Genomic DNA, 21,832 nt, shown 5'->3' with positions numbered 1-21,832 from the left:
CTGCGGGGCTTTTTTTTGCCCACGCCAAGCCTTCCCCCCTGCCCTCATCGCCCCACCCCACGCCAGGAGCCTTGCCATGCGACCCGGACACGCCCTCGTTCTTTTCTCCGGTGGCCAGGACTCCACCACCTGCCTGGCCTGGGCGCTCACGCACTTCGCCCATGTGGAGACCATCGGCTTCGACTACGGTCAGCGCCACCATGTGGAACTGCAGGCGCGCCAGACGGTGCTGGCGCAGATGCGCGAGCGTTTTCCGCAGTGGCGCGAGCGGCTGGGCGAGGACCACATGCTCGACCTGGCGGTGCTGGGCCGCATCAGCGACACCGCGCTGACCAGCGACACCGAGATCCAGATGACTGCCGCCGGCCTGCCCAACACCTTCGTGCCCGGCCGCAACCTGCTGTTCTTCAACCTGGCGGCCGCAGTGGGCTACCGGCGTGGCCTGCACACGCTGGTGGGCGGCATGTGCGAGACCGATTTTTCGGGCTACCCCGACTGCCGCGACGACACGCTCAAGGCCCTGCAGGTGGCCGTGTCGCTGGGCATGGGGCAACGCTTCACTTTCGACACGCCGCTCATGTGGCTGGACAAGGCCGACACCTGGGAGCTGGCCCGCACCCTGGGCGGCGACGCGCTGGTGGACCTGATCATCCAGGAGTCGCACACCTGCTACCACGGCGTGCGCGGCACGCTGCATGCCTGGGGCCATGGCTGCGGCACCTGCCCCGCCTGCGAATTGCGCAAGGCCGGGTACGAGCGCTGGAAGGGCAGGAAAACCCCCTGAGTCGCCTGCGGCGCCTCGGTAGCGCGCGCCAGACTCGCGGCCTCTTCGGCCTGTCCAAGCCTGCGCAGGCAGGCTTGGAGCCGCAGGCCTCAGCCCCTGAAGGGGGACGCACCCGGTGGCCTGGCGGAGCCAGTTCCACGGGTGCACGGGTCTCAGGGCGCGCCGGTTTCGGAGGGCAGTGCCGCTGCTCAAACGGGTCGCCATGCCACCCTCAACCCCACATAACCTCATGCATCTTTTGCATAATTTTGGGGCGAGTCTGACAGACAAGTCGGCAGCAGATTCATAAAATTGACATCCCAGCCGACCCGCGGACTCCGTGGAATAGCCGCCACACCGTGGGGCTGACCCCTGCGCCCGCCCGCCGACTGAGCACGAAAGCCGTTTTTTCAAAGGCAGCGCTCAGCATCGCACCTGCGCCAGGCCTTTTCGCGTACCCCTCGGTTCGCTTCCTTTGAAAAAACTGTTTTTTAACTTAGGAAGCTCCCGATGAACGCACCCACCATGCAGGGCCTGAATCTCAACGCCCCCACGTACGTCAAGAACGCCCGGCTGCTCGCCTGGGTGGCCGACATGGCCGCCCTGTGCAAGCCCGAAAGCATCTACTGGTGCGATGGCACGAAGGAAGAGTACGACCGCCTGTGCCAGCAGCTGGTCGACGCCGGCACCTTCAAGAAGCTCAACCCCGCCAAGCGCCCCGACAGCTTCCTGGCCTGGTCCGACCCGTCGGACGTGGCCCGCGTGGAAGACCGCACCTACATCTGCTCGGCCGCCAAGGAAGACGCCGGCCCCACCAACAACTGGATGGCGCCCGCCGAGATGCGCGCCACGCTGCAGCCCCTGTTCGACGGCTGCATGAAGGGCCGCACCATGTACGTGGTGCCTTTCAGCATGGGCCCGCTGGGTAGCCACATCGCCCACATCGGCGTGGAGCTGACCGACAGCGCCTACGTGGCCGTGAACCAGCGCCTGATGACCCGCATGGGCAAGGCCGTGTACGACGTGCTGGGCGTGGAAGGCGAGTTCGTGCCCTGCATGCACACCGTGGGCGCCCCCCTGGCCGATGGCGAGAAGGACACCACGAGCTGGCCCTGCAACCCGAAGGTCAAGTACATCGTCCACTATCCCGAGACGCGCGAGATCTGGTCGTACGGCTCGGGCTACGGCGGCAACGCGCTGCTGGGCAAGAAGTGCCTGGCCCTGCGCATCGCATCGACCATGGGCCGCGATCAGGGCTGGCTGGCCGAGCACATGCTCATCCTGGGCGTGACCAACCCCGCTGGCAAGAAGTACCACGTGGCAGCGGCCTTCCCCAGTGCCTGTGGCAAGACCAATTTCTCGATGCTGGTGCCGCCCGAGGCCGGCTTTGCCGGCTGGAAGATCACCACCATCGGTGACGACATCGCCTGGATCAAGCCCAACGCCGACGGCAAGATGGTCGCCATCAACCCCGAAGCCGGCTACTTCGGCGTGGCCCCCGGCACCAACATGCACACCAACCCCAACTGCATGCTGTCGCTGGGCCGGGACGTGATCTTCACCAACGTGGCCCTGACGGACGACGGCGACGTGTGGTGGGAAGGCATGGAAAAGGACACCGGCAAGCTGCCCGACCACCTGATCGACTGGCAAGGCAAGGACTGGACGCCCCAGATCGCCAAGGAAACCGGCGCGAAGGCCGCTCACCCCAACTCGCGCTTCACCGTGGCTGCCGCCAACAACCCCGCGCTCGATGCGCAGTGGGACGACGCCAACGGTGTGGCGATCGACGCGTTCATCTTCGGCGGCCGCCGCTCGACCACCGTGCCCCTGGTGACCGAAGCCCGCACCTGGACGGAAGGCGTGTACATGGCCGCGACCATGGGCTCGGAAACCACCGCCGCCGCCTTCGGCGCCCAGGGCGTGGTGCGCCGCGACCCGTTCGCCATGCTGCCATTCTGCGGCTACAACATGAGCGACTACTTCCAGCACTGGCTCGACATGGAAGGCAAGATCGCCGCCACCGGCAAGGCGCTGCCCAAGGTCTTCTGCGTGAACTGGTTCCGCAAGGACGAGGCCGGCAAGTTCGTCTGGCCCGGCTACGGCGACAACATGCGCGTGCTCAAGTGGATGATCGACCGCCTGGAAGGCACCGCCCAGGGAACGGAGACGATGTTCGGCGTGGCTCCCCAGTACGCAGAGATCAACTGGACGGGCATCGACTTCAACGCCCAGCAGTTCGAGGCCGTGACCCGCATCGACAAGGCCGCGTGGGCAGAAGAGTTCAAGCTGCACGATGCGCACTTCGAACAGCTGGCGTACCACCTGCCCAAGGCACTGCTCGATACCAAGGCAGCATTGGAAAAGCGCTTGGCTGCCTGACGCTTTGGGTTGGACCGTAAGGTCGGCCCATCCCCACGACCAAGAAGAACCGCCCCGTCTGATGACCGGGCGGTTTTTTAATGCCTGCCTTCGACCTATGGCCGATGCCGTGCCAATCTGCAGGCCACAAAAAAAGCCGTGGCGAGAACGCCACGGCTTTTAAAGTTCAGCGGATCGTGCGGTCTGGCCGCACCGTCCATCTCAGTAGTACTTGCGAATGTCGCTCACCGTGGCGATGCCCATGGCGTGGTTCAGTTCGGCCATGATGCGGGGGTCCTTCATGGCGACTTGCCAGGTGCGCTCGTCTTCGGCAGCGCGGCGGCGGTTTTCGGTGAAGGCCTTGCCAGCCACGCGCAGGACAGCGCTGGCACGGCGTGCTGGCGAGGTCAGCAGGGCCAGGGCGGCGAAGGCGACGAGCCACAACACCATCCACGCGGCCAGCAGGTGGCCTTCGGTCCAGGTGTCGACCACTTGGTGGGCCACCACCAGCAGTGCGGACACCACGGCAGCCAGCAGGAGGGTGGCAGCGCCACGGGCGCCGTCAAATTGGGTGGCGGCGCGCTTCAGGGCAGCGGCGGCGTTTTCGGCGCGTACAACGCCAAGGTGTTCGGTGGGGTAGTCAACGTGTGCGAAGGTGGTCATTTCGGTTTCCCTTTTCTAACGCTTGTGGCGTGATTGCCGGGCGATGGGGTGATATTAGGGTTTACCCTTTCAGCATTCAAGTTTATATTTTGAATCATGGATATTCACATTGGTGATAATTGCTGGCAGGCACAGCCATGACACCTTTGAACTTCCGCTCCCTGGACCTCAACTTGTTGCGTGTTTTCGACGAGGTGATGGCAGAGCGCAGCCTGACGCGCGCGGCCCACAAGCTGTCCATCACCCAACCCGCCGTGAGCAACGCGATGCGCCGCCTGCGGGACGTGGTGGGCGACGAGCTGGTGGTGCGCAGCGGCCAGGGTGTGGAGCCCACCGCCCGCGCGCTGGCCCTGTGGCCACCGGTGCGCGAAGCGCTGGCGCAGTTGCAGGACTCCTTCGCGCCCGGGCGGTTCGACCCTGCCACGGCCGAATCCACCTTTGTGCTGGCCATGGCCGACGCCACTGCGGCCACGCTGGTGCCAGCGCTGGTCGAGATCATCGAGCGCGAGGCGCCCGGCATCGCCATCCGCGTGCTGCCGCTGACCACCCGCGACCCCCGCCGCCTGCTCGATGACGAGGCGGCCGACATGGCCGTGGGCTACTTCCCTGCCGTGCTGGCCGACCTGACGGCGCGCGCCCAGTCGGGCGATGCGGTGGCTTTCGAGAGCCGGCGCCTGTACGACGGCGAATACGTGTGCGTGATGCGCCAGGGCCATCCACTGGCCACCGCGCCCCTGACGCTGGACGTGTACTGCGAGGCCCGCCACATGCTGGTGAGCTTCTCGGGCCGGCCCTTCGGCTTCATCGACGAGGCCTTGGCGTCGCTGGGGCGCGAGCGCAAGGTCGTGATCACCGTCAACCAGTTCTTCACGGCCGGACGGGTGGTCTCGGGCTCGGACCTGCTCACCGTGCTGCCACGCCACTTCGTTCCGGTGACCGGGATCGCCGATGCGCTGGTGCAACGCACCCTGCCGCTGGACGTGCCGCCCGTGCACGTGGATGCCCTGTGGCGCCGCCGCAGCGCCCAGCAGACCGCCATGACGTGGCTGCTGCAGGCCTTGGCGCGGTCGGCCCGGCGGACCTTTCCCGAAACCTGAGGATTTGCGCGAGGACGTAGACTGCCCGGTCCATGAAGATTCAACTGCTGTCCGACCTGCACCTGGAAGTCCACCCCCATTTCAAGCCCGAACCTGCGCCGGGTGCCGACGTGCTGGTGCTGGCCGGGGACGTGGGCTCCTACCAGACGGGCTCACTGCTGGCCGACGACGACTTCGGCCTGGCGCGCTTTTCACCCCTGCCCCAATACGCGGGCTGGCCCACCCCCGTGCTCTTCGTGCCCGGCAACCACGAGTACGACGCGCAGGACTTCGACGAAGCCCATGCCCGCCTGCGCCGCACCTGCGAGCGGCTGGGCATTGCGTGGCTGGAGCGTGAAACGCTGCAGCTGCACGGCGTGCGCTTTGTCGGTGCCACGCTCTGGAGCGACTTCGACGCCCTGGCTGAGCATGAAGGCGCCACCGACATCACCCGCCGCCTGAAGCACCGCGACAAGGCCTTCCGCGCCGCGAACTTCTACCTGCGCAAGACGGGCGGCACGCGCCAGGGCGAGCCCTTTCTGGCAGAGCCGATGCGCGAGGAAGCCCTGGCCAGCCAGGCCTGGCTCTCCGCAGCGCTGGCGACGCCGTTCGACGGCCCCACGGTGGTGGTCACGCACTTCGCGCCCAGCCTCCTGAGCGCCGACCCGCGCTACGGCCTGGTGCCCGGCACCGCGGGTTTTTGCAATGCGCTCGATGCCCTGTTGCCCCAGGCCCAGCTCTGGCTGCACGGCCACCTGCACGCCCCCAGCGACTATGTGGTGCGCGGCGTGCACGCCAACGGTGTGCCCTGGCAGTGCCGCGTAGTGGCCAACCCGCTGGGCTATGCCCGCAAGGGCGAGCAGGCTGCGTTCGAGCCGCATTTTTGCGTCACCGTATGATGGGCTTGCGGGTGCCCCACGGCGCCGCAGGCGCAGGAGAAAAAGCATGACCCAGGTCAAGACAACAGAAGTCCCCGCGCAGTAGTCTGACCCCATCCCTTTTTCTGGAGCACCTCATGAACATCCTGCTTGCTGTCGACGGCAGCGCGTACACCAAGAAAATGCTGGCCTACCTCGCCACCCACGAGGAACTGCTCAGCGGCAACCACCAGTACACCGTGCTCACCGTGCAGGCCCCGCTGCCCGCCCGCGCACGCTCTGCGCTGGGCAAGGACGTGGTGGACAACTACCACGCCGAAGAAGCCGAGAAGGTCCTCGCCCCCGTGTGCAAGTTCCTCGGCCGCCACGGCATCGACGCCAAGCGCAGCATCAAGGTGGGCGCGGTGGGCGAGTCCATCGCCAAGGTGGCGGACTCGGGCAAGTTCGACCTGCTGGTGATGGGCTCCCACGGCCACGGAGCGCTGGCCACGCTGGTCATGGGCTCGGTGACCACCCAGGTGCTGGCACACAGCAAAGTGCCGGTGCTGCTGGTGCGCTGATGCACTAAAGCGGCGCGGCCCGTGCCGCTCGCCATGCAAAAAGCCCGGCATGCAAGGCTTTTTGCGTGAGGGCGTGATCTGCGCCAGGACTAGCGCGCCGCCAGCCCCTCGAAGCAGGTGCGCACCACCAGGTCGATGATCTCGGCGTCCGAATACTGCCCGCCTTCCTTGAGGAAGCTCACCACCGGGTCGCAGGCGCGGGCGTACAGCGTGTAGAGCACCACCAGCGGCGGCAGCGTGGGGTTGATCAGGCCCTGCGACTGGGCCACCGTGATCCACTCGCCGATCTGGTCGCTCACGGTGACCAGGCCGTCGAGGTAGTCCTTGTTGGCCATCAGCACCGCGCGCAGCGTGGAATTGCGGCTGGGCAGCAGCGGCATCTCGTTGGTCAGCAGGCGCTCCAGTGACCAGCGCACCAGGGACTGCAGCTTTTCCACCGGTGGCATCTCCTGCGGCAGGCTGGCAAGGTAGGCCTTCACCCGCCCCAGGATCTGCACCATGGCGGCGCTGCACAACTCTTCCTTGCTGCAGAAATGCTTGTACAGGCTGGCCTTGGCGATGCCCACGGCGTTGGCCACGTCGTCCATGGTCATGGCGTCGAAGGCTTTTTCGCCGAGCAGTTGGCAGGTGGAGCGCAGGATGGCTTCCTCGCGGGCCTGGTGCATCTGCTCCTTGAAGGACGGTTTGGTGGGCTGCGTTTGCATGGCGTCCATTTTATACATTGCGGTAGAAAAATAAATGACCCAGTTGCAATGCAACTACATCGTTCACGGTGTTTACCCGCATGGCAGATTTCGTCGCCGGGGTTGTGCCGGACAGGCTGACCGGCGCACCGCCTGCCTTCAGGACACCAGCGAATGCGCCGCAGCACCTGTCAAGGCGGCGGTCAATGCGTCAAGCAATTCCGATTCCAGGTTCCAGCAGTGCCAGTACAGCTGGATAGGCAACGACCGCCCCGGCGCCACGTTCACCAGGCTGCCGTCCGCAATGGCGGGGCGTGCGAGCAGCTCGGGGATCACCCCCACGGCCCAGCCTGCTGCCACGGCACGCAACTGTGCCTCCGACCCTGGCACGAAAAGGTGGTTCAAGGCCACCCGCTTCAAGCCGAAGGCCCTGGCCACGAACTCCGCAGCCATGTCGTCCTTGCGGTTGAAGGCCAGGAACGACACGTCGCGGAAGTTGTGCGGCGTGAGACCCTGCGGCAGGTGCTGCTCGGCATACCGGGTGGCCGCCACCGCCACATAGGGCATGGCGCCCAGCGGCACCATCTTGCAGCCACGCAGCGCTTGCTTGAGTGTGGTCACGCAGCCCAGCACCTGGCCCGAGCGCAGCCACTCCTGCGTGAAGTCCTGGTCGTCCACGATGATCTCGAGCGGCAGGCGCTGGCACACCAAGTCGTGCAGCGCACCCATGGCCCAGGTGGCAATGCTGTCGGCATTGATGGCGATGGAGATGCGCTCGTCTTCGCGCGTGCCTCCGGGCGCGCTGGGTGCCAGTTCGTGCAGGTCGCGCTCCAGGTCGGCGCGCAAGAGGCGCAGCTGCTTGGTGTGCTTGAGCAGCAACTGCCCTGCCGACGTCGGCCGCAGCGGCCGGCTGCGCACGATGAGCACCGAGCCCACCTGCGCCTCCAGCGCGCGCAAGCGCTGCGAGACGGCGGACTGGGTCACGTTCAGGCGCTGTGCCGCCCGCTCGAAGCCGCCCTCTTCGACGATGGCGGCAAGGCATTCCAGGGCGGCGGGGTCGTAGGTGCTCATGATCTGGCGGTGTATGAACTGGTGAAAGCGCTGCCCGCTTTATTAGGCCCGCTGATGTTTTTGGAGTAAGTTTAATTTTGCTTTTAGTGGAACGCAATGTGGATCACACTGCGCCCCATGAAAACCATCATCCTGGGCGCCGGCATCATCGGCATCAGCACGGCCTGGCATTTGCTCGAGCGGGGCCACGAGGTCGTCGTGGTCGATCGCCAGCCCGATGCGGCGCTGGAGACCAGTTTTGCCAACGCAGCGCAGATCTCGGTGAGCTACTGCGAGCCGTGGGCCAACCGCGATGCCCCACTCAAGGCGCTCAAGTGGATGTTCGACAACGAGGCGCCGCTGCTGTTTCGCCCGCACCTGGACTGGCACCAGTGGCGCTGGGGCCTGCAGTTCCTCGCGCAGTGCAACGATGCCGCGTTCGAGCGCAATGTGCAGCAGATCGTGGCGCTGGGCGCGTACAGCCACGCGGCGCTGAAGGACCTGGTCAGCACCACGGGCATCGAATACAACCGCCTGGAGCGCGGCATTGCCCACTTCTACACCGACCAGAAATCGTTCGACGCCGCAGGCCACGCGGTGGAGCTGATGCGCAAGCACGGCGTGCAGCGCCGCCTGGTCAGCCGCGACGAGCTGCTGCAGATCGAGCCTGCTTTCAAGGCCTACGGCGACAAGATCACCGGCGGCACCTACACCAGCACCGACGAGAGCGGCGATGCCCGCGTGTTCACGCAGGAGCTGGCCCGCCGCTGCTTGGAGCGTGGCGCGCAGTTCCTGTACGGCCACGACGTGCTGCGGCTCAACAAGATCGGCGATGCTATCGATTCAGTAGCTGTCATGGCACGCCAGACAAGCGGTGGCGGCAAAAAAGACTTCATAGTGAAGGGCGATGCCGTGGTGGTGGCCTGCGGCTCCTACAGCGCGCCGCTGCTGCGCACCGTGGGTGTGGACCTGCCCATCTACCCCGGCAAGGGCTACAGCGCCACGTTCCCGCTGCTCAAGCCCGAGGGCGCGCCCATGGTGTCGACCATCGACGACGGCAAGAAGATCGCCATGAGCCGGCTGGGCAACCACCTGCGCGTGGCGGGCACCATCGAGCTCAACGGCTACGACCTGTCGCTGGACAGCACCCTGGCACGCGCCCGCTGCCACATGCTGTCGCGCCGTATCGAGACCATCCTGCCGGGCGTGTGCGACACCCGCACGCCCGAAGAAGGCGGCAACCCGCAGTACTGGACGGGCCTGCGTCCCGCCACGCCCACCAACATCCCCTTCATCGGCCAGACCCGCGTGGGCAAGCTCTGGGTCAACGCCGGCCACGGCACGCTGGGCTGGACGCACGGCGCAGGCTCCGGCAAGGCGCTGGCCGAACTCATCTGCGGCGAACGACCCGCGATGAACTTCGGCTTTCTGGGGACCGAGGCAGCACGCGCGCCCCGCGCCGTGGTTGCGGCCTGAGCCTGCAGAGACAGGCGGGTTTCGCTACGATGCCCGCCATGTCTTCAGCACCGCACTACCTCTTTCTCACCACCTCCACCCGCGAGCCCGGCCACACCGGCAACACCGAGTGGCTGGCCCGCCAGGCGGCCGCCGCGCTGCCCGCCGGTACCGCGCAAACCTGGCACCACCTGGCGCGCATGGACCTGCCGCCCTTCGTGGACCAGCGCCACACCTCGGGCACCTACGCGCCGCCCGAAGGCGACATGAAGACCCTGCTGGACGCCACGCTCGCGGCCACGCACATCGTCTTCGTGGCCCCCGTGTACTGGTACAGCATTCCGTCGCCGCTCAAGACCTACCTCGACCACTGGAGCGCCTGGATGCGCGTGCCGGGCCTGGCGTTCAAGGAGCCCATGGGCGCCAAGACGCTGGCACTCATCACCACCAGCGGCGACCGGGCCAAGGCCCAGCCGATGATCGACTCCGTGGAGTTGTGCGCCAAGTTCCTGTCGATGACCTGGGGCGGCGCACTCTGGGGCAAGGGCGGGCCGCCGAATGCGGTGCAGGCAGATGCGCAGGCCGTGGCCGCTGCAGCGACGTTCCTGGCCGCGGCCTGAAGCGCAGGCCACGCGGGCACAGCCCCTGCCGCATGACGATATGGTGACCTGGTGACCACCCTCACGCTGCTGTTGTTGCCGCCACCGCCCGGGCTGGCGCTGCAGCCCGCGGCGCAGCGGGTGTTCGACACGCTGGGCGCACACGCACCGCACTTCATCGAGCGGCATGGCGCCAACCAGAGCTACGACTTCTACTGGCAGGCGCATGGCGGTGCGGCCCTGGGCCAGGCCATCTGCCGGGTGCGCGGCGACTTGTGGGAGCCAGAGAAGCTGCAGAACAAAATCCACATCGAACTGGAGGACCACGCCGGCGCAGCGGACGCACTGGCCGTTTTGCAGCAGCAGCTCCTGGCCCGTGGCTGGACCTTGCCGCCGACGCCACCCACGCCACTCACCTAGACCGCAGGTTCAGGCCGAACCCGCCACCCTGCGGACCCACGCGCCGCCGCGCTGGGCCAGGATGCCCAGCCACTCGTGCAGCGCCAGGCTGCTGTCCGCCAGCGCCGATGCGCGCGGCAACAGCCGCTGCAGACGGTGGGACGATGTGTACGTGAACCCCATGGGCGCGGGCAGCACGTCGAGCCCCTGGCGCCGAAACAGATCGGCCGCACGCACCATGTGCCAGCCGTGGGTCACCAGCGCGATGCGCTCGATGCCCGCGGCCTTGAGCACGGGCGTGGAATTCGCCGCATTGCCCTGCGTGTCGAGCGAATGCACTTCGGTCCAGCGCACGCGGCCGCGCAGCTCATGCTCGGCCACGTCCTTCATGACCAGCGCCTCGGCCCGCGCGCCGCCGAACGAGCCGCCCGTGATCAGCAGGGGCAGCCCGGTCTGGCGCTGCAGCGCCACGGCGTAGCGCAGCCGCTCGCGCGCGCCGCGGCTGAGCACATCGGTGCCGTTGTCGGGCGCCGTGGCGTCGGGCCCGCCGCCCAGCACCACGATGGCCTGGGCACGGGCCAGGTCGGCCTGCACGATGGGCGGATAACGCTCCAGGCTGCGCACCAGCGCGCCCGACACCGGCGGCCAGGAAAGCGCCAGCACGGACAGCAGCGACAGCACCGCGATCAGCAGGCCCGTGCGACGGTGGCGCCGCGCAATCCACAGGCCCACGAAGGCCAGCAGGATGCTGAGCACCGGGGGCATCAGCACCGCGGACAGGATTTTCTTGAGCAGGAACCACATAGGTAGAGGGCGGCCATCATGCCAGTGCACACCCGGTGCCCGGACGCACGCCGCACGGTGACGCACAAGCGCCACCGTGGCCACGCAGCCCGGGCGGGCGTTCACCCGGCTTCAGGTCAATGCAGTACCCGCGGGCGCACCAGAAACTCCAGCAACGCGCCGTCAAAGTTCTCCGGGTCTTCCAGCTGCGGCCAGTGGCCCACATGCGGCAGGTTCAGGTGCTCGGCATCCGGCATCACCTGGGCCAGCGCCTGCAAGGCTTCGGGCGGGGTGCAGCGGTCCTGGCCGCCCCCCACCAGCAAGGTCGGCACGCTCAACGACTGGAGCGCCGCAGCGCCCCGGTCGAAGGTGCCCAGCGCCTGCAGTGCGCGCCGGTAGGCGCCGGGGTACACCTGCGACAGCGCATGGGTGGCCAGCCGCGCGCCCTCGGGCAGCGCACCGGTACCGATGAACCGCGGCACCAACGTGTGCGCCAGCTGCTCCATGCTGCCGCCCTGCTCCAGCGCCTGCAGCGCCGCCAGCCGGGGCTCCACCCAGTCCTGCGTGGCCTGCGCATCCAGGGCCGGGCCACCGGCGCACAGCACCAGACGCCGCACTGCCGCCGGTTTGCGCACCGCCACTTCCAGCGCCACCATGGCGCCCATGCCATGGCCCACCAACGACACCGAGCTGCACTTCAAGGCATCGATCAGCAACAGGCAGCTCTCGGCCAGGCCCTTGAAGCTGTAGGGCTCGATGGGCGCGCTGCGGCCGTAGCCCGGCATGTTCCAGGCCACGGCGCGGTACCCGGCGGTCGCGAGGGCCTCGACCTGCGGGGCGAAGGTGACGTGGTCGCCGTCGGCGTCGTGCAGCATCAGCACGGTGGGCCCGGAGCCCAGGGTGGTGAAGGTGGGAAGAAGGGCCATGCGGTCGGAATCCAGAAAAGAAGAGGACGGCGCCCGGGGCAGCCAAAGGGGCACCGCCGCGGGGATGCCCTGATTATCGGCAGTCAGCCCGACAGGGCCCCGATACGCGGTGCAAGGCCCTTCGAGCCGCCAGCGTGGGCAGCTGCAGCGGCGGGTGCAGCGGCGGCTGCGCAGCCCTCGGCACGGCACGGTTACAGGGCACGTTTCATAATGGCTGCTCTGGCCCTTGCGCCTTCGCCGTGCCGCTGCTGTTGTGAACCTGCCCTTGCCCCGCCCTGCCCTCGCCCGCCCTCCCAGCTTTTCCGTCCGCGAATTCCGCGATGCGCTGGGCATGTTCGCCACCGGCGTCACCATCGTCACCGCGCGCAACGGCGATGGTGCCCTGGTGGGGCTCACCGCGAGCTCCTTCAATTCTGTCTCGCTCGACCCGCCCCTGGTGCTCTGGAGCCTGTCGCGCGCCGCCGCGTCGATGCCGGCCTTTGCCAACGGCTCGCACTACGCCATCAACGTGCTGGCGGCCGACCAGAAGTCGCTGGCCGAGCGCTTCGCCTCCAAAGGCGTGGACCGCTGGACCGGCGTGGACCACAGCCCGGGCATCAGCAACGCGCCGGTGCTGGCAGGTGCCGCCGCGACCTTCGAGTGCTTCAACCGCAGCCGCTACGAAGAAGGCGACCACGTGATCTTCGTGGGCGAGGTCGAGCGCTGCAGCCACCGCGCGGGCGTGCCGCCGCTGCTGTACCACGGCGGCCGGTTCTACACCGAGCACCCGCTGTAGCGCACGGCCCCCGGCCGCGGCGTTTTTGCGTTGGCCACCCACGCACGCCACCTGCTACCGTCCCGTCTTCTTCATGCACATCCGCAGCATCAACATCGGCACCGCGCGCCGCCTGCGGGTGGGCGAGCGCAGCTTGCTCACCGGCATCGGCAAGTCGCCTGTGCAGGGCGCGGTCCCTGCCGGCCCGCTGGGACTGCACGGCGACGAGCAAGTGGAACTGAGCATCCATGGCGGCCTGCAAAAGGCCGTGTACGCCTACCCGGCCGTGCACTACGCGTTCTGGCAGGCCCAGCGCCTGGAGCGCGGCGTGAGCCTGTTCGACGAAGCGCTGCCGCCAGGGTTCGTGGGGGAGAACCTCACGGTGGACGGACCGCTGGAGCACGAGATCTTCGTGGGCGACGAGCTGCACTTTCCGGACTGCGTGCTGCGCGTGACAGCGCCGCGCGAGCCCTGCTCCAAGTTCAACGCCGTGATGGGCTTTGCACAGGCCGGGCGCGCGATGGCGATGGCCGGCTGCTGCGGCTACTACCTGGCGGTAGACCAGCCGGGCACGCTTGCCGCAGGCCAGACGGCCACACTGGTGCCCGGGCAGCGCGGCCTGAGCATTGCGCAGGCCTTTGCGGCCAAGTTCGCCAAGCACATCCGCTGACCGGCCGCCAGGCCGCGCAGCCCCCTGCACCTGGTTCCGATCAGGCCCGCCCTGCAGCCCCGGTGTCCGGCTCGACCAGCTGCCGCGCATGCGCCTGCAGCTGCGGAAACACCTTGCCCACCAGCAGCAGCTGCGCCGCCATCAGGCTGTGCGCGGTCGCTGGGGGCTGCGGCATGGCGGCGTGCGGCGGCGTGCCGAACTCGCGCAGCACCTGCTCGACGGCAGGGGCTGCCACCGCATGGCGCCGGCGCACGCCCGACTGCTGCTGCGCCCGCTCGAGCTCCTGCGACAGTTGCTGCAGCGACACCAGCAGCGTGCGCGCCAGCGCCTGTGTGGCGTCGTCCACCGGCTGCGTGCCTTGCGCGCCGCGCTGCGCACCGAGGGCCGACAGGTAGTTGAGCTGCGTGTGCGACAGGCACAGAAAGCTCGCCATCACCGCGGCATTGCCGCGCACGCGCAACGGCTCCTTGAGCATGGCACTGTACGAGTTGGACAGCGCTGCGTCCGCGTTGTGGGCGTTGCGCCGGGCCAGGCGGTATTCGAGGTGGTCGCACTTGCCGCTGTGGTACTGCGCGAGGATTGCGCGCAGGTACAGCGCCTGCGTCTGCAGCACCTGGGCGGCCAGCTGCGGCCACTGGCGCGACTGCCAGTGCGGCCACACCAGCCACGACGCCGCAGCCGCGATCAGGCACCCCACGGCGGTGTCGAGCAGGCGCGCCGCGATGACGCCCTGCGAGGTGCCCATCTGCTGAAAGCTCAGCAGCAGCAGCATGGTGACCGCCGCAGTGGCCAGCGTGTAGCGCGTGTGCCGCGCGCCGAAGAACAGCGCCCCGGCGAACACCAGCAACGCCGCCTGCACCAGCGCCCCCGGAAAGAGCTGGATCGCCGCCCAGCCCAGCGCCAGCCCCATGGCCGTGCCCTTGGCGCGCTGCAGCAGCCGCGTCTGGGTGGCCGCGTACTGCGGCTGGCTCACGAACACGATGGTCAGCAGGATCCAGTAGCCGTGCGGGTCGGCCGTGGCCTGCATGACGGCAAAACCCACGGCCAGCGACAAGCTCAGGCGCACGCTGTGCCGCAGCCAGGCAGAGCGGGCGCTGAGCTGCGCTCGCAGGCGCGACCCGGCATCGCGCAGGCTGCGGGGCTCGCGGTCGAACAGGGTGTGGTCCACCGCGCTGTCGGCCTGCGGGTCTGCCGGCAGCGCGAGTGCGCCCGCAAACACGCCGGCCATGGCAGTGAGGTTGTGGCCCAGCGCATGCAGCGAGCGCAGCGGGCGGGCCATGGCGGGCAGCGGGGCATTGGCGGCATCAGATCCATCGAGCGCCGCAGCCGCAGCCGCGTCCTGGTGGGCGATGGCCGCCTGCATGTCCTCGATGGCGCGGGCCGTGGCACCCCAGTGCTGCGGCCGCGACTGCTCCTGCATCGCCACCGACAGCTTGAGCGCCTGCTCGCCCAGCAGCGTGAGCACGCGCTGGCAGCGGTACAGCACGTCGCTGTGAAAGAACGACTGCGCCAGCAGGTCGTAGTGCTCGTGCGACGAGCTCACGCGCTCGTGCACATCCTGCGCGGCCAGGTACTGGTGCATGGCCGTCTGCAGCCACGGCGGCGGCGCGCCGCGGCCCATGCGGCTCATGAGGCTTTCCTTGGCAGCATTGAGCGCATCCACCACGCGGCCGTTGTGCAGGGCCAGCGCCATGCGGCGGCGCTCCAGGTCCACGTCGCGCACGGGCTCGAGCAGCAGGGCCTTCAGCCGCAGGTATTCGCCCAGCACCGCATACAGCCTGGCCATTCGAAAGCGCACCGGGGCCCGGGGCATGGCCAGGCTCCAGACCACCGAGACCACGCCGTACCAGGCAGCCCCGGCCAGCATCAGCGGCGTGGCCTGCTCGGCCGCGGCGCGGCTGGCGTCGGCGGCCAGGGCCGCATAGATGAACAGGATGAGCGAGCCGAACGCGATGGCGCGGTAGCGCTCGCTGAGCGCGCCCAGCAGGGTGAGCGCCCAGGCCGACATTACCATGGCCCCCATCAGCGCCCAGGGCCAGGACACCGTGGCCCACACCGCCAGCGCCATGAGGCCAAAGCACCCCAGCGCCAGCAGCTGCGCCCGCAGGCGCCCCCGCCAGCTGTCATCGGTCTCGGTGAGCGCGCTGGCGATCACGCCCAGCAGCACGGGCGTGAGCTCGGCCTGCCAGTCGGCCCACCAACCGCAGGCGAGCACCGCCGCCAGGGCGAAAAAGGCCCGCGCGCCGCGTGTGAAGCCTTCGTGGTGGCGGGCGCGCTGCCAGCTGAGTTTCCAGGATTCGTCCACAGGACTGCCTCGCATTAGGGATTACCCTGATGTTAAGCAATAAGCCGGCCATGCCGGCGACCTGCCAGCCTCAACCCAGGCGGTACGGACGGAAGATCCTGCGGTCAGCCCGCCCCGTGGCAGCACACGCACAGCTTGTTGCCGTCCGGGTCTCGGAAATACGCACCGTAATAGTTCGCGTGGTAGTGCGGGCGCAGGCCCGGCGGCCCGTCGCAGCTGCCGCCGTGGCGCAGGGCCAGCGCGTGGACGGCGTCCACCGTGGCCCGGTCGGCAGCCAGCAGCGCGTTCATGGCACCGTTGCCGGGCTGGGCGGCCTGCTCGTCAAAAGGCCGGCCGATGAGGAACAGCGGCCGCGCCACGCCGGGCGTCTGCCAGCCGGCCCATGGCCGTTCAGGCTCTGCAAACCGCAGCGCCAGGCCCAGGCGCTCCATCACCGGGCGGTAGAACGCCATGGCGCGCTCGAAATCGTTCACGCCGATGAATACATGGGACAGCATGCTGGGGGTCCTGTCGTCAGGGGCGCGGCCCCGGGCCCCGGCAGGGACGCGTCGGCCGCACCGGCGTGCAGCGCTCAGCGCACTGTGTCCGGCAGCTCGATCTTGACTTCCAGCACTTCCAGGTTGTCCTGGCGCTCCAGGTGCACCTTGAGGTCTTCGGGGTTGATCTTCACGTACTTGGAGATCACGGCCACCAGCTCGCGCTGCAGGGCAGGCAGGTAGTCGGGCTCGGAGGCGTTGCGGCCGTTGCGCTCGTGCGCGAGGATGATCTGCAGGCGCTCCTTGGCGACGCTGGCCGTCTTCTTCTTTTCGCCGAGCAGAAAGGACAGGAAAGAAGCCATGGCTTATTTGCTCCCGAACAGGCGTTTGAAGAAGCCGGGCTTTTCCGCCTCGATGAAGCGCAGCGGCTTGTCGGTGGCGCCCAGGAAGCGGTCGATCACGTCCTTGTAGGCCTCGGACACATCGGTGCCCTGCGCGTGGATGGCCGGCGTGCCCTGGTTGGACGACTGCAGCACCACTTCGGACTCCGGAATCACGCCGATCAGCTTGATGCGCAGGATGTCCTGGATGTCTTCCAGGCTCAGCATCTGGCCGTCTTCGACGCGGCTCGGGTTGTAGCGCGTGATGAGCAGGTGCTCCTTGATGGGCTCGCCGCCGTCGATGGCGCGTTGGGTCTTGCTGCCCAGCATGCCCAGGATACGGTCGGAGTCGCGCACCGACGACACCTCGGGATTGGTCACCAGCAGCGCCTCGTCGGCGAAGTGCATCGCCATGAGCGCGCCGCTTTCGATGCCGGCGGGGGAGTCGCAAACGATGTACTCGAAGTCCATCGCGGCCAGGTCCTTGAGCACCTTCTCCACGCCGTCCTGCGTGAGCGCATCCTTGTCGCGCGTCTGGCTGGCGGCCAGCACGAACAGGTTGTCGCACTGCTTGTCCTTGATGAGCGCCTGGTTCAGGTTGGCCTCGCCCTGGATCACGTTGATCAGGTCGTACACCACGCGGCGCTCGCAGCCCATGATCAGGTCCAGGTTGCGCAGGCCGACGTCGAAGTCGATCACGGCGGTCTTGTGGCCGCGCAGGGCGAGGCCGGTGGCGAAGCTGGCGCTGGTGGTGGTCTTGCCCACACCACCCTTGCCGGAAGTCACGACGACGATTTTGGCCATGGGTTTATTGAGTCTCTCTGGGGTTGATACGTACAGGATTTCGCAGCGGCTCGATGAGGAGCTTTTCGCCTTCCAGGCGCACCTGGGCGGGCCGGCCGGCGACTTCGTCGGGCAGCGCGGTCTCGGTGGTGCGGTAGATGCCTGCGATGGACACCAGCTGCGGCTCCATGCAGGTGGAAAAGATGCGGGCTTCGGTGTTGCCCCGCGCGCCGGCAATGGCCCGGCCACGCAGCGGTGCGTAGACGTGGATGTTGCCATCGGCAATGACCTCGGCGCCAAAGCTCACCACGGCCATCACCACCAGGTCGGCGCCGCGGGCATACACCTGCTGGCCCGAGCGCAGGGGCTTGTCGATGACCACGGTGCCGGGGCCCGCCACAGGCACTTCGACCTGCACCTCGCGCACCACTTCGACCTCGCGGATCACCTCGCGCACTTCGGGCGCGGCCGCCGGAGCGGGTTCAGCACGCAGCGGGGCGGCATCGGGCGCGGCAGCCAGGCCGGCGGCGCGGGCGGCGTCCATCTGGGCGGCGCTGCCGCCGCGCACGGCCACGGGCAGCGTGCTGTGGCTGCGCAAGGTGGCCACCAGGGCTGCGAAATCGATGGGGTCCTCGGCATCCTTGACGGCAGCCAGATCGATCAGCACGGGGTCGAAGTCGAAGAAGCCCGGTGCATCGGCCACGCGGTCGGCCAGGTCGGCCGCGAACTGCGCGGCGTCGGTGGTCTTGAGCACCACGGCCACCACGGGCAGCGAGGCGCTTTTGAGATCAAAGCTGGTGCGGGACTGGGCCGCCGTCGTAAGGGCCATGAATGGACGTGTGGAAAGGGCGCAGGAACCTGTTGGGGAAGGCGCAAAGTGTACCGTGGGGCCACGCCAGCCCTGGCAGAAGGCGTTGACGGCACGCTCTGGCCCACCTCAGGGCCAGCATCCTGCGGGCACCGGCAGCCACCACCTGCGCCACCAGGACGACAAAAAGCCGGGCAAGCCCGGCTTTTTGTATTGGCAGAAAGAGCGTACTCAGTTGCGGTCAGCGCGTGCTGGACGGGCAGGCGCCGTGGCCATGCCGGAGCCCGACGAACTGGCAGCATTGCCGGAGCCCATCGTCGCGCCCGAAGAACCGCTGGTGCCCGCGCCCGTGGCGCCAGTTGCGCCGGTGCCACCGGTAGCGCCCTGGGTGCCGGTGCTGCCCATGGGTGTGTTCTGGGTGCTTTGCTGGCCAGCGCCCGTGGCCGGGTTAGGGTTGGATGGAGCGGGCGGGTTGCTTTGAGCGATGGCGGTACCCACCACGGCAACGGTGGCCAACCCTGCGAGCAATGCCTTCAGCGAATTCTTGGATGTGGACATGAGGGGACTCCTTGGATCTGTGAATGATGGAAATTGCCAGCACCGTCGCCAGCTGCATTCAGATTAAAAGGTCCTGGTGCGCGCAGCGTCATCCCGGGTCCGCAGCCTGTGTCGGACAGGGGCCTGCACACACCCCCCTGTCCACCCCAAGCACTCAGCGACGCGCAGGCTCTGCATTGCCCGGCACGTCGTACGTACCAAACAGGCTGGCGGCAGGGCGCGTTTCGGGCAGCACGTACACCACCGCGCCGGTGCTGCGCACCGCGGGGCTCAGCACCTTCTCGTAGAAGACCACCGGCAGGTTGATGCAGCCGTATGAAATGCGGTTGTCCTTGGGCGTGCTGGACGCCAGCCGCTCAAGCCGGCGCTCGGACTTCACGTTGGCACGCACGCGGTGCATGGACACTGCCGCGTCGTAGTCCACCCACACCACGTCTTCACCGCTGGCGTTGGTTCCAGGCTCTGCCACGAAGCGGCCTGCCGGTGTGGTGCGCTCGGCCGGCAGCACTTGGGCGATGGGCTTGTCGCCGATGCCGGGCACCGTGTGGTCGCCGATGGCCGAGCCCATCAGCGCGGGCGTGGCGCCCTGCAGCTTGCCATCGGGGCTGAAGACATAGACCTTCGCGTCTTTCTTGTCGACCACCACCACGGCGTGACGGCGATGGTCGCCCGAGTGAAACGCCCAGTGGGCAATGCGCCGTGCGTCGGCCGAGGCGCTTTCGCTCCCGAACTGCGCGAGGCGCGACCCGTGCGCCGAGGGCTGCACCGACGACTGCCCCGTCAGTGGGCGCGACGCGGGACCCGAATGCGCCAGCGGGGCGGATGACTGCCCTTGCGCGGGGCTACCCGCCAAGACCAGCACGGCGCCGCCGAGCAGCAGGCTCTGTTGCAGGGTTCGAAGGACGGTACGGAAGGGTGGCATAGGCGACGCGGGCGTTCGGCGGTGGCAGAGCACCACCATGGCTCTTCACCATACGCACATCTCACCGTTACAGGGCGTGCGCCAATGCCGCAGCGCGTGTAGGACGCGCGCTGCCGTGACCGCTTGCAGCGCACCGTGGATGCCGGTGGCGCGAGGGCGATCTGCGGTGCAACAGACGCGTCAGCGCCCCCACGCAGCCCCTTTCATAATCGCCCGATGCCGTCTACCTCCACCCGCAAAACACACATCGACTCCCTGGCCATTGCCATCCTGCTGGCCTGCTGCATGTTCTGGGGCTTCCAGCAGGTGCTGGTCAAAGCCACCGTGGCCGAGGTAGCACCGGTGTTCCAGGCCTTTGTGCGCTTTGCGCTGGCCACCGCGGCGGTGGTGGCCTGGTGCCTGTGGCGCGGCGTGCGCCTGTCCGCGGCGGCCGAGCCCGCCGGGGCGGCGCGCGGGGGGCTGCTGGCCGGCGCGCTGTTCGCGGGGGAGTTTGCGTGCATCTACCTGGGCCTGCAGTACACCAGCGCCTCGCGGCTGACGGTGTTCCTGTACGCATCGCCGTTCTGGGTGGCGCTGCTGCTGCCGCGCTTCATTCCCGGCGAGCGCCTGCAGGGCTGGCAATGGCTGGGCCTGGCGGCGGCGTTCGTCGGCGTGGGGCTGGCACTGGGCGACGGGCTGATGGGCCCCGCCAACGCGGCCCTGCCCCGCGCCTGGCTGGGCGACCTGCTGGGGCTGGCCGCGGGCCTGATGTGGGCCCTGACCACCGTGGTCATCCGCACCACGCCGCTTGCCGCCGTGCCGCCTGCCAAACAACTGCTCTACCAGGTGTGCGTGAGCACGGCGGTGCTGCCGGTGATCTCGCTGGTGCTGGGCGAACCCTGGGTCTGGCAGTTCAGCGCTTTTGCCTGGGGGTCGCTGTTGACGCAGGCGCTGGTGGGGGCGTTTGCCAGCTACCTGGCCTGGATGTGGATGCTGGCGCACTACCCGGCGACCAAGATCTCGGTGTTCGTGTTCCTGACCCCGGTGTTCGCCCTGCTGTTCGGCGCGCTGTGGCTGGGTGAGCCGGTGACGCCGGGGCTGGTGACCGCGCTGGTGCTGGTGGCCGCCGGCATCGTGCTGGTCAACCGCAAGCCCGCGGCACGCTGAGATTTGAATAAAAAAAGCTGCTACCGCTTGCCTGGCAAGCGCTAGCAGCTATGTTTTTAGTAGCAATCAGAGTTTGGGGATGCGGATGCGGCTGATCATCAGCGAGCCCGACACCGCGAAGATCAGTACCAGCGGGTGCAGCGTGAAGCCGCCAATCAGCATCTTGCCGAACCACAGGTTCTCACGCACCGCGCCCAGCCAGGCGGCCAGGGCCATCAGGGCGACCAGCACGATGGAGGTGGGGATCGGCGTGCCTTCAAAGTACTTCACCTTGCCCGTGCCTTCGGACAGCGTCTCGGCCGTGACGTTGTAGCGCGCCAGGCGCGACACGCCGCAGGCCACGAAGTACGCCAGCACGATGCGGTCGAACAGCCCCTGCATGCCGCAGGCATACGCAATGATGGCGGGCGCCACGCCGAACGAGATCACGTCGGCCAGCGAGTCGAGTTCGCGGCCCATGGCCGAGCTCTTTTGGCGCCAGCGGGCGATGCGGCCATCGAGCACGTCGAAGATCAGCGCGGCCAGCACCAGGGCGGCGGCGAAGTACACGTGCACCACGTCGCCGGTTTCCAGGTAGGTCATGGACGAGAACAGCGCGCCCACGCCACAGACGGCATTGCCCAGCGTGAACCAGTCGGCCAGGTGGAATTCGCGGATCATGGAGAAACGCTTGGGATGTTGAGGTGTGTTCATGTCGAGGGCTCCGTTCACGCCGTGGTGGGCAAGAACGCGGTTACGTTCTCAGGACGCCGCATTATGAGCGGCTGTGCGCGGCGTTTTCTGTAGGCACACCGCCCGCCCGGCAGAGCGGCGACGCCCGCCGCGGGCGCATGG

General features: G+C 68.0%; 24 protein-coding genes. 11 read left to right on the top strand and 13 right to left on the bottom strand.

Going from position 1 to position 21,832, the window contains the following annotated elements; translation table 11 throughout:
* Positions 1-76: 76 nt before the first annotated feature.
* Together queC and ASF16_RS04070 are read left to right on the top strand one after the other, a co-directional pair.
* The gene (queC, locus tag ASF16_RS04075) at positions 77-784 is read left to right on the top strand and encodes a 7-cyano-7-deazaguanine synthase QueC (RefSeq protein ID WP_056163127.1); all 708 of its coding nucleotides are present in this window, start codon (positions 77-79) and stop codon (positions 782-784) included.
* 489 nt (positions 785-1,273) lie between these two features.
* On the top strand, positions 1,274-3,145 hold the full coding sequence (locus ASF16_RS04070) for a phosphoenolpyruvate carboxykinase (GTP) (protein ID WP_056163124.1): 1,872 nt from the start codon (positions 1,274-1,276) through the stop codon (positions 3,143-3,145).
* A gap of 201 nt (positions 3,146-3,346) precedes the next feature.
* Here ASF16_RS04070 and ASF16_RS04065 read toward each other — a convergent pair whose 3' ends face one another.
* Entirely contained in the window at positions 3,347-3,787 is a 441-nt protein-coding gene (locus ASF16_RS04065; RefSeq protein ID WP_056163122.1) for a hypothetical protein, read from the bottom strand.
* 137 nt (positions 3,788-3,924) lie between these two features.
* Here ASF16_RS04065 and ASF16_RS04060 point away from each other — a divergent pair, with 137 nt between their 5' ends.
* The 3 genes from ASF16_RS04060 to ASF16_RS04050 all read left to right on the top strand — a co-directional run bounded on the left by ASF16_RS04060 (position 3,925) and on the right by ASF16_RS04050 (position 6,301).
* Positions 3,925-4,884 carry a LysR family transcriptional regulator gene (locus tag ASF16_RS04060; RefSeq protein WP_056163417.1) on the top strand — a complete coding sequence of 320 codons (960 nt, stop codon included), beginning with the start codon at positions 3,925-3,927 and terminating at the stop codon, positions 4,882-4,884.
* Positions 4,885-4,916: 32 nt separating this feature from the next.
* A complete protein-coding gene (locus tag ASF16_RS04055) occupies positions 4,917-5,762 on the top strand; it encodes a metallophosphoesterase (protein WP_056163119.1) in 846 nt (281 codons plus the stop codon).
* A 116-nt stretch (positions 5,763-5,878) separates the two neighbouring features.
* Positions 5,879-6,301, top strand: a complete 423-nt coding sequence (locus tag ASF16_RS04050) for a universal stress protein (RefSeq protein ID WP_056163117.1) — start codon at positions 5,879-5,881, stop codon at positions 6,299-6,301.
* A gap of 89 nt (positions 6,302-6,390) precedes the next feature.
* Here the strand turns inward: ASF16_RS04050 and ASF16_RS04045 are convergent, their stop codons facing one another.
* Together ASF16_RS04045 and ASF16_RS04040 are read right to left on the bottom strand one after the other, a co-directional pair.
* Positions 6,391-7,014 (bottom strand): TetR/AcrR family transcriptional regulator, encoded by a 624-nt coding sequence (locus ASF16_RS04045; protein ID WP_156371934.1) that lies wholly within the window; start codon positions 7,012-7,014, stop codon positions 6,391-6,393.
* Between the two features lie 129 nt (positions 7,015-7,143).
* The gene (locus ASF16_RS04040; RefSeq protein WP_056163114.1) at positions 7,144-8,055 is read right to left on the bottom strand and encodes a LysR family transcriptional regulator ArgP; all 912 of its coding nucleotides are present in this window, start codon (positions 8,053-8,055) and stop codon (positions 7,144-7,146) included.
* A 117-nt stretch (positions 8,056-8,172) separates the two neighbouring features.
* Between ASF16_RS04040 and ASF16_RS04035 the strand changes: the two genes are divergently transcribed.
* From ASF16_RS04035 to ASF16_RS04025, 3 genes are read left to right on the top strand one after another with little or no spacing between them, the layout of a single operon-like run.
* The gene (locus tag ASF16_RS04035) at positions 8,173-9,510 is read left to right on the top strand and encodes a D-amino acid dehydrogenase (protein ID WP_056163410.1); all 1,338 of its coding nucleotides are present in this window, start codon (positions 8,173-8,175) and stop codon (positions 9,508-9,510) included.
* 38 nt (positions 9,511-9,548) lie between these two features.
* Positions 9,549-10,109, top strand: coding sequence for an NAD(P)H-dependent oxidoreductase (locus ASF16_RS04030; protein WP_056163407.1), 561 nt, complete (start codon positions 9,549-9,551; stop codon positions 10,107-10,109).
* 51 nt (positions 10,110-10,160) lie between these two features.
* A complete protein-coding gene (locus ASF16_RS04025) occupies positions 10,161-10,508 on the top strand; it encodes a hypothetical protein (RefSeq protein ID WP_056163111.1) in 348 nt (115 codons plus the stop codon).
* 9 nt (positions 10,509-10,517) lie between these two features.
* Here the strand turns inward: ASF16_RS04025 and ASF16_RS04020 are convergent, their stop codons facing one another.
* Together ASF16_RS04020 and ASF16_RS04015 are read right to left on the bottom strand one after the other, a co-directional pair.
* Positions 10,518-11,291 (bottom strand): YdcF family protein, encoded by a 774-nt coding sequence (locus ASF16_RS04020; RefSeq protein ID WP_056163108.1) that lies wholly within the window; start codon positions 11,289-11,291, stop codon positions 10,518-10,520.
* A gap of 116 nt (positions 11,292-11,407) precedes the next feature.
* A complete protein-coding gene (locus ASF16_RS04015; protein WP_056163105.1) occupies positions 11,408-12,196 on the bottom strand; it encodes an alpha/beta fold hydrolase in 789 nt (262 codons plus the stop codon).
* A 253-nt stretch (positions 12,197-12,449) separates the two neighbouring features.
* Between ASF16_RS04015 and ASF16_RS04010 the strand changes: the two genes are divergently transcribed.
* Together ASF16_RS04010 and ASF16_RS04005 are read left to right on the top strand one after the other, a co-directional pair.
* A complete protein-coding gene (locus ASF16_RS04010) occupies positions 12,450-12,971 on the top strand; it encodes a flavin reductase family protein (protein ID WP_056163102.1) in 522 nt (173 codons plus the stop codon).
* A 73-nt stretch (positions 12,972-13,044) separates the two neighbouring features.
* Positions 13,045-13,620: an MOSC domain-containing protein gene (locus ASF16_RS04005; protein WP_056163097.1), complete on the top strand. Its 576-nt coding sequence runs from the start codon at positions 13,045-13,047 to the stop codon at positions 13,618-13,620.
* Between the two features lie 40 nt (positions 13,621-13,660).
* On the opposite strand, the gene yccS is transcribed toward ASF16_RS04005, so the two are convergent.
* The 7 genes from yccS to ASF16_RS03970 form a co-directional block, all read right to left on the bottom strand.
* Positions 13,661-15,940, bottom strand: a complete 2,280-nt coding sequence (yccS, locus tag ASF16_RS04000) for a YccS family putative transporter (RefSeq protein WP_235507252.1) — start codon at positions 15,938-15,940, stop codon at positions 13,661-13,663.
* Positions 15,941-16,029: 89 nt separating this feature from the next.
* Positions 16,030-16,422, bottom strand: coding sequence for a VOC family protein (locus ASF16_RS03995; protein WP_056163091.1), 393 nt, complete (start codon positions 16,420-16,422; stop codon positions 16,030-16,032).
* Positions 16,423-16,496: 74 nt separating this feature from the next.
* Positions 16,497-16,763: a cell division topological specificity factor MinE gene (gene minE, locus ASF16_RS03990; protein ID WP_056163087.1), complete on the bottom strand. Its 267-nt coding sequence runs from the start codon at positions 16,761-16,763 to the stop codon at positions 16,497-16,499.
* Positions 16,764-16,766: 3 nt separating this feature from the next.
* The gene (minD, locus tag ASF16_RS03985; protein ID WP_056163081.1) at positions 16,767-17,585 is read right to left on the bottom strand and encodes a septum site-determining protein MinD; all 819 of its coding nucleotides are present in this window, start codon (positions 17,583-17,585) and stop codon (positions 16,767-16,769) included.
* A gap of 4 nt (positions 17,586-17,589) precedes the next feature.
* Complete coding sequence (gene minC, locus ASF16_RS03980) at positions 17,590-18,393, bottom strand: septum site-determining protein MinC (protein ID WP_056163076.1); 804 nt, start codon at positions 18,391-18,393, stop codon at positions 17,590-17,592.
* A 210-nt stretch (positions 18,394-18,603) separates the two neighbouring features.
* The gene (locus ASF16_RS03975) at positions 18,604-18,930 is read right to left on the bottom strand and encodes a hypothetical protein (RefSeq protein WP_056163073.1); all 327 of its coding nucleotides are present in this window, start codon (positions 18,928-18,930) and stop codon (positions 18,604-18,606) included.
* Between the two features lie 154 nt (positions 18,931-19,084).
* On the bottom strand, positions 19,085-19,852 hold the full coding sequence (locus tag ASF16_RS03970; RefSeq protein WP_235507251.1) for a hypothetical protein: 768 nt from the start codon (positions 19,850-19,852) through the stop codon (positions 19,085-19,087).
* A 216-nt stretch (positions 19,853-20,068) separates the two neighbouring features.
* On the opposite strand from ASF16_RS03970, the gene ASF16_RS03965 reads away from it, so the two are divergent.
* Entirely contained in the window at positions 20,069-20,998 is a 930-nt protein-coding gene (locus tag ASF16_RS03965; RefSeq protein ID WP_056163070.1) for a DMT family transporter, read from the top strand.
* A 66-nt stretch (positions 20,999-21,064) separates the two neighbouring features.
* On the opposite strand, the gene pssA is transcribed toward ASF16_RS03965, so the two are convergent.
* The gene (pssA, locus tag ASF16_RS03960; RefSeq protein ID WP_056163067.1) at positions 21,065-21,691 is read right to left on the bottom strand and encodes a CDP-diacylglycerol--serine O-phosphatidyltransferase; all 627 of its coding nucleotides are present in this window, start codon (positions 21,689-21,691) and stop codon (positions 21,065-21,067) included.
* Between the last annotated feature and the right edge of the window lie 141 nt (positions 21,692-21,832).

This window comes from Acidovorax sp. Leaf78 (assembly GCF_001422735.1).
Taxonomy (GTDB): Bacteria; Pseudomonadota; Gammaproteobacteria; order Burkholderiales; family Burkholderiaceae_C; genus Acidovorax.
The sequence above is the reverse complement of the archived record's forward strand: the minus strand, read 5'-3'. Positions and strand labels throughout refer to the sequence as shown.

Excerpts from the sequence above, each read along its gene's own strand:
- ASF16_RS04040 (WP_056163114.1), bottom strand. The coding sequence starts at position 8,055 with ATGAGCACCTACGACCCCGCCGCCCTGGAATGCCTTGCCGCCATCGTC.
- ASF16_RS04050 (WP_056163117.1), top strand. The coding sequence starts at position 5,879 with ATGAACATCCTGCTTGCTGTCGACGGCAGCGCGTACACCAAGAAAATG.
- ASF16_RS03965 (WP_056163070.1), top strand. The coding sequence starts at position 20,069 with ATGCCGTCTACCTCCACCCGCAAAACACACATCGACTCCCTGGCCATT.
- ASF16_RS04015 (WP_056163105.1), bottom strand. The coding sequence starts at position 12,196 with ATGGCCCTTCTTCCCACCTTCACCACCCTGGGCTCCGGGCCCACCGTG.
- minE (WP_056163087.1), bottom strand. The coding sequence starts at position 16,763 with ATGGCTTCTTTCCTGTCCTTTCTGCTCGGCGAAAAGAAGAAGACGGCC.
- ASF16_RS03975 (WP_056163073.1), bottom strand. The coding sequence starts at position 18,930 with ATGTCCACATCCAAGAATTCGCTGAAGGCATTGCTCGCAGGGTTGGCC.
- ASF16_RS04065 (WP_056163122.1), bottom strand. The coding sequence starts at position 3,787 with ATGACCACCTTCGCACACGTTGACTACCCCACCGAACACCTTGGCGTT.
- queC (WP_056163127.1), top strand. The coding sequence starts at position 77 with ATGCGACCCGGACACGCCCTCGTTCTTTTCTCCGGTGGCCAGGACTCC.
- pssA (WP_056163067.1), bottom strand. The coding sequence starts at position 21,691 with ATGAACACACCTCAACATCCCAAGCGTTTCTCCATGATCCGCGAATTC.
- ASF16_RS04020 (WP_056163108.1), bottom strand. The coding sequence starts at position 11,291 with ATGTGGTTCCTGCTCAAGAAAATCCTGTCCGCGGTGCTGATGCCCCCG.
- yccS (WP_235507252.1), bottom strand. The coding sequence starts at position 15,940 with ATGCGAGGCAGTCCTGTGGACGAATCCTGGAAACTCAGCTGGCAGCGC.
- minC (WP_056163076.1), bottom strand. The coding sequence starts at position 18,393 with ATGGCCCTTACGACGGCGGCCCAGTCCCGCACCAGCTTTGATCTCAAA.
- ASF16_RS03995 (WP_056163091.1), bottom strand. The coding sequence starts at position 16,422 with ATGCTGTCCCATGTATTCATCGGCGTGAACGATTTCGAGCGCGCCATG.
- ASF16_RS04055 (WP_056163119.1), top strand. The coding sequence starts at position 4,917 with ATGAAGATTCAACTGCTGTCCGACCTGCACCTGGAAGTCCACCCCCAT.
- ASF16_RS03970 (WP_235507251.1), bottom strand. The coding sequence starts at position 19,852 with ATGCCACCCTTCCGTACCGTCCTTCGAACCCTGCAACAGAGCCTGCTG.
- ASF16_RS04030 (WP_056163407.1), top strand. The coding sequence starts at position 9,549 with ATGTCTTCAGCACCGCACTACCTCTTTCTCACCACCTCCACCCGCGAG.
- minD (WP_056163081.1), bottom strand. The coding sequence starts at position 17,585 with ATGGCCAAAATCGTCGTCGTGACTTCCGGCAAGGGTGGTGTGGGCAAG.
- ASF16_RS04060 (WP_056163417.1), top strand. The coding sequence starts at position 3,925 with ATGACACCTTTGAACTTCCGCTCCCTGGACCTCAACTTGTTGCGTGTT.
- ASF16_RS04045 (WP_156371934.1), bottom strand. The coding sequence starts at position 7,014 with ATGGACGCCATGCAAACGCAGCCCACCAAACCGTCCTTCAAGGAGCAG.
- ASF16_RS04070 (WP_056163124.1), top strand. The coding sequence starts at position 1,274 with ATGAACGCACCCACCATGCAGGGCCTGAATCTCAACGCCCCCACGTAC.
- ASF16_RS04005 (WP_056163097.1), top strand. The coding sequence starts at position 13,045 with ATGCACATCCGCAGCATCAACATCGGCACCGCGCGCCGCCTGCGGGTG.
- ASF16_RS04035 (WP_056163410.1), top strand. The coding sequence starts at position 8,173 with ATGAAAACCATCATCCTGGGCGCCGGCATCATCGGCATCAGCACGGCC.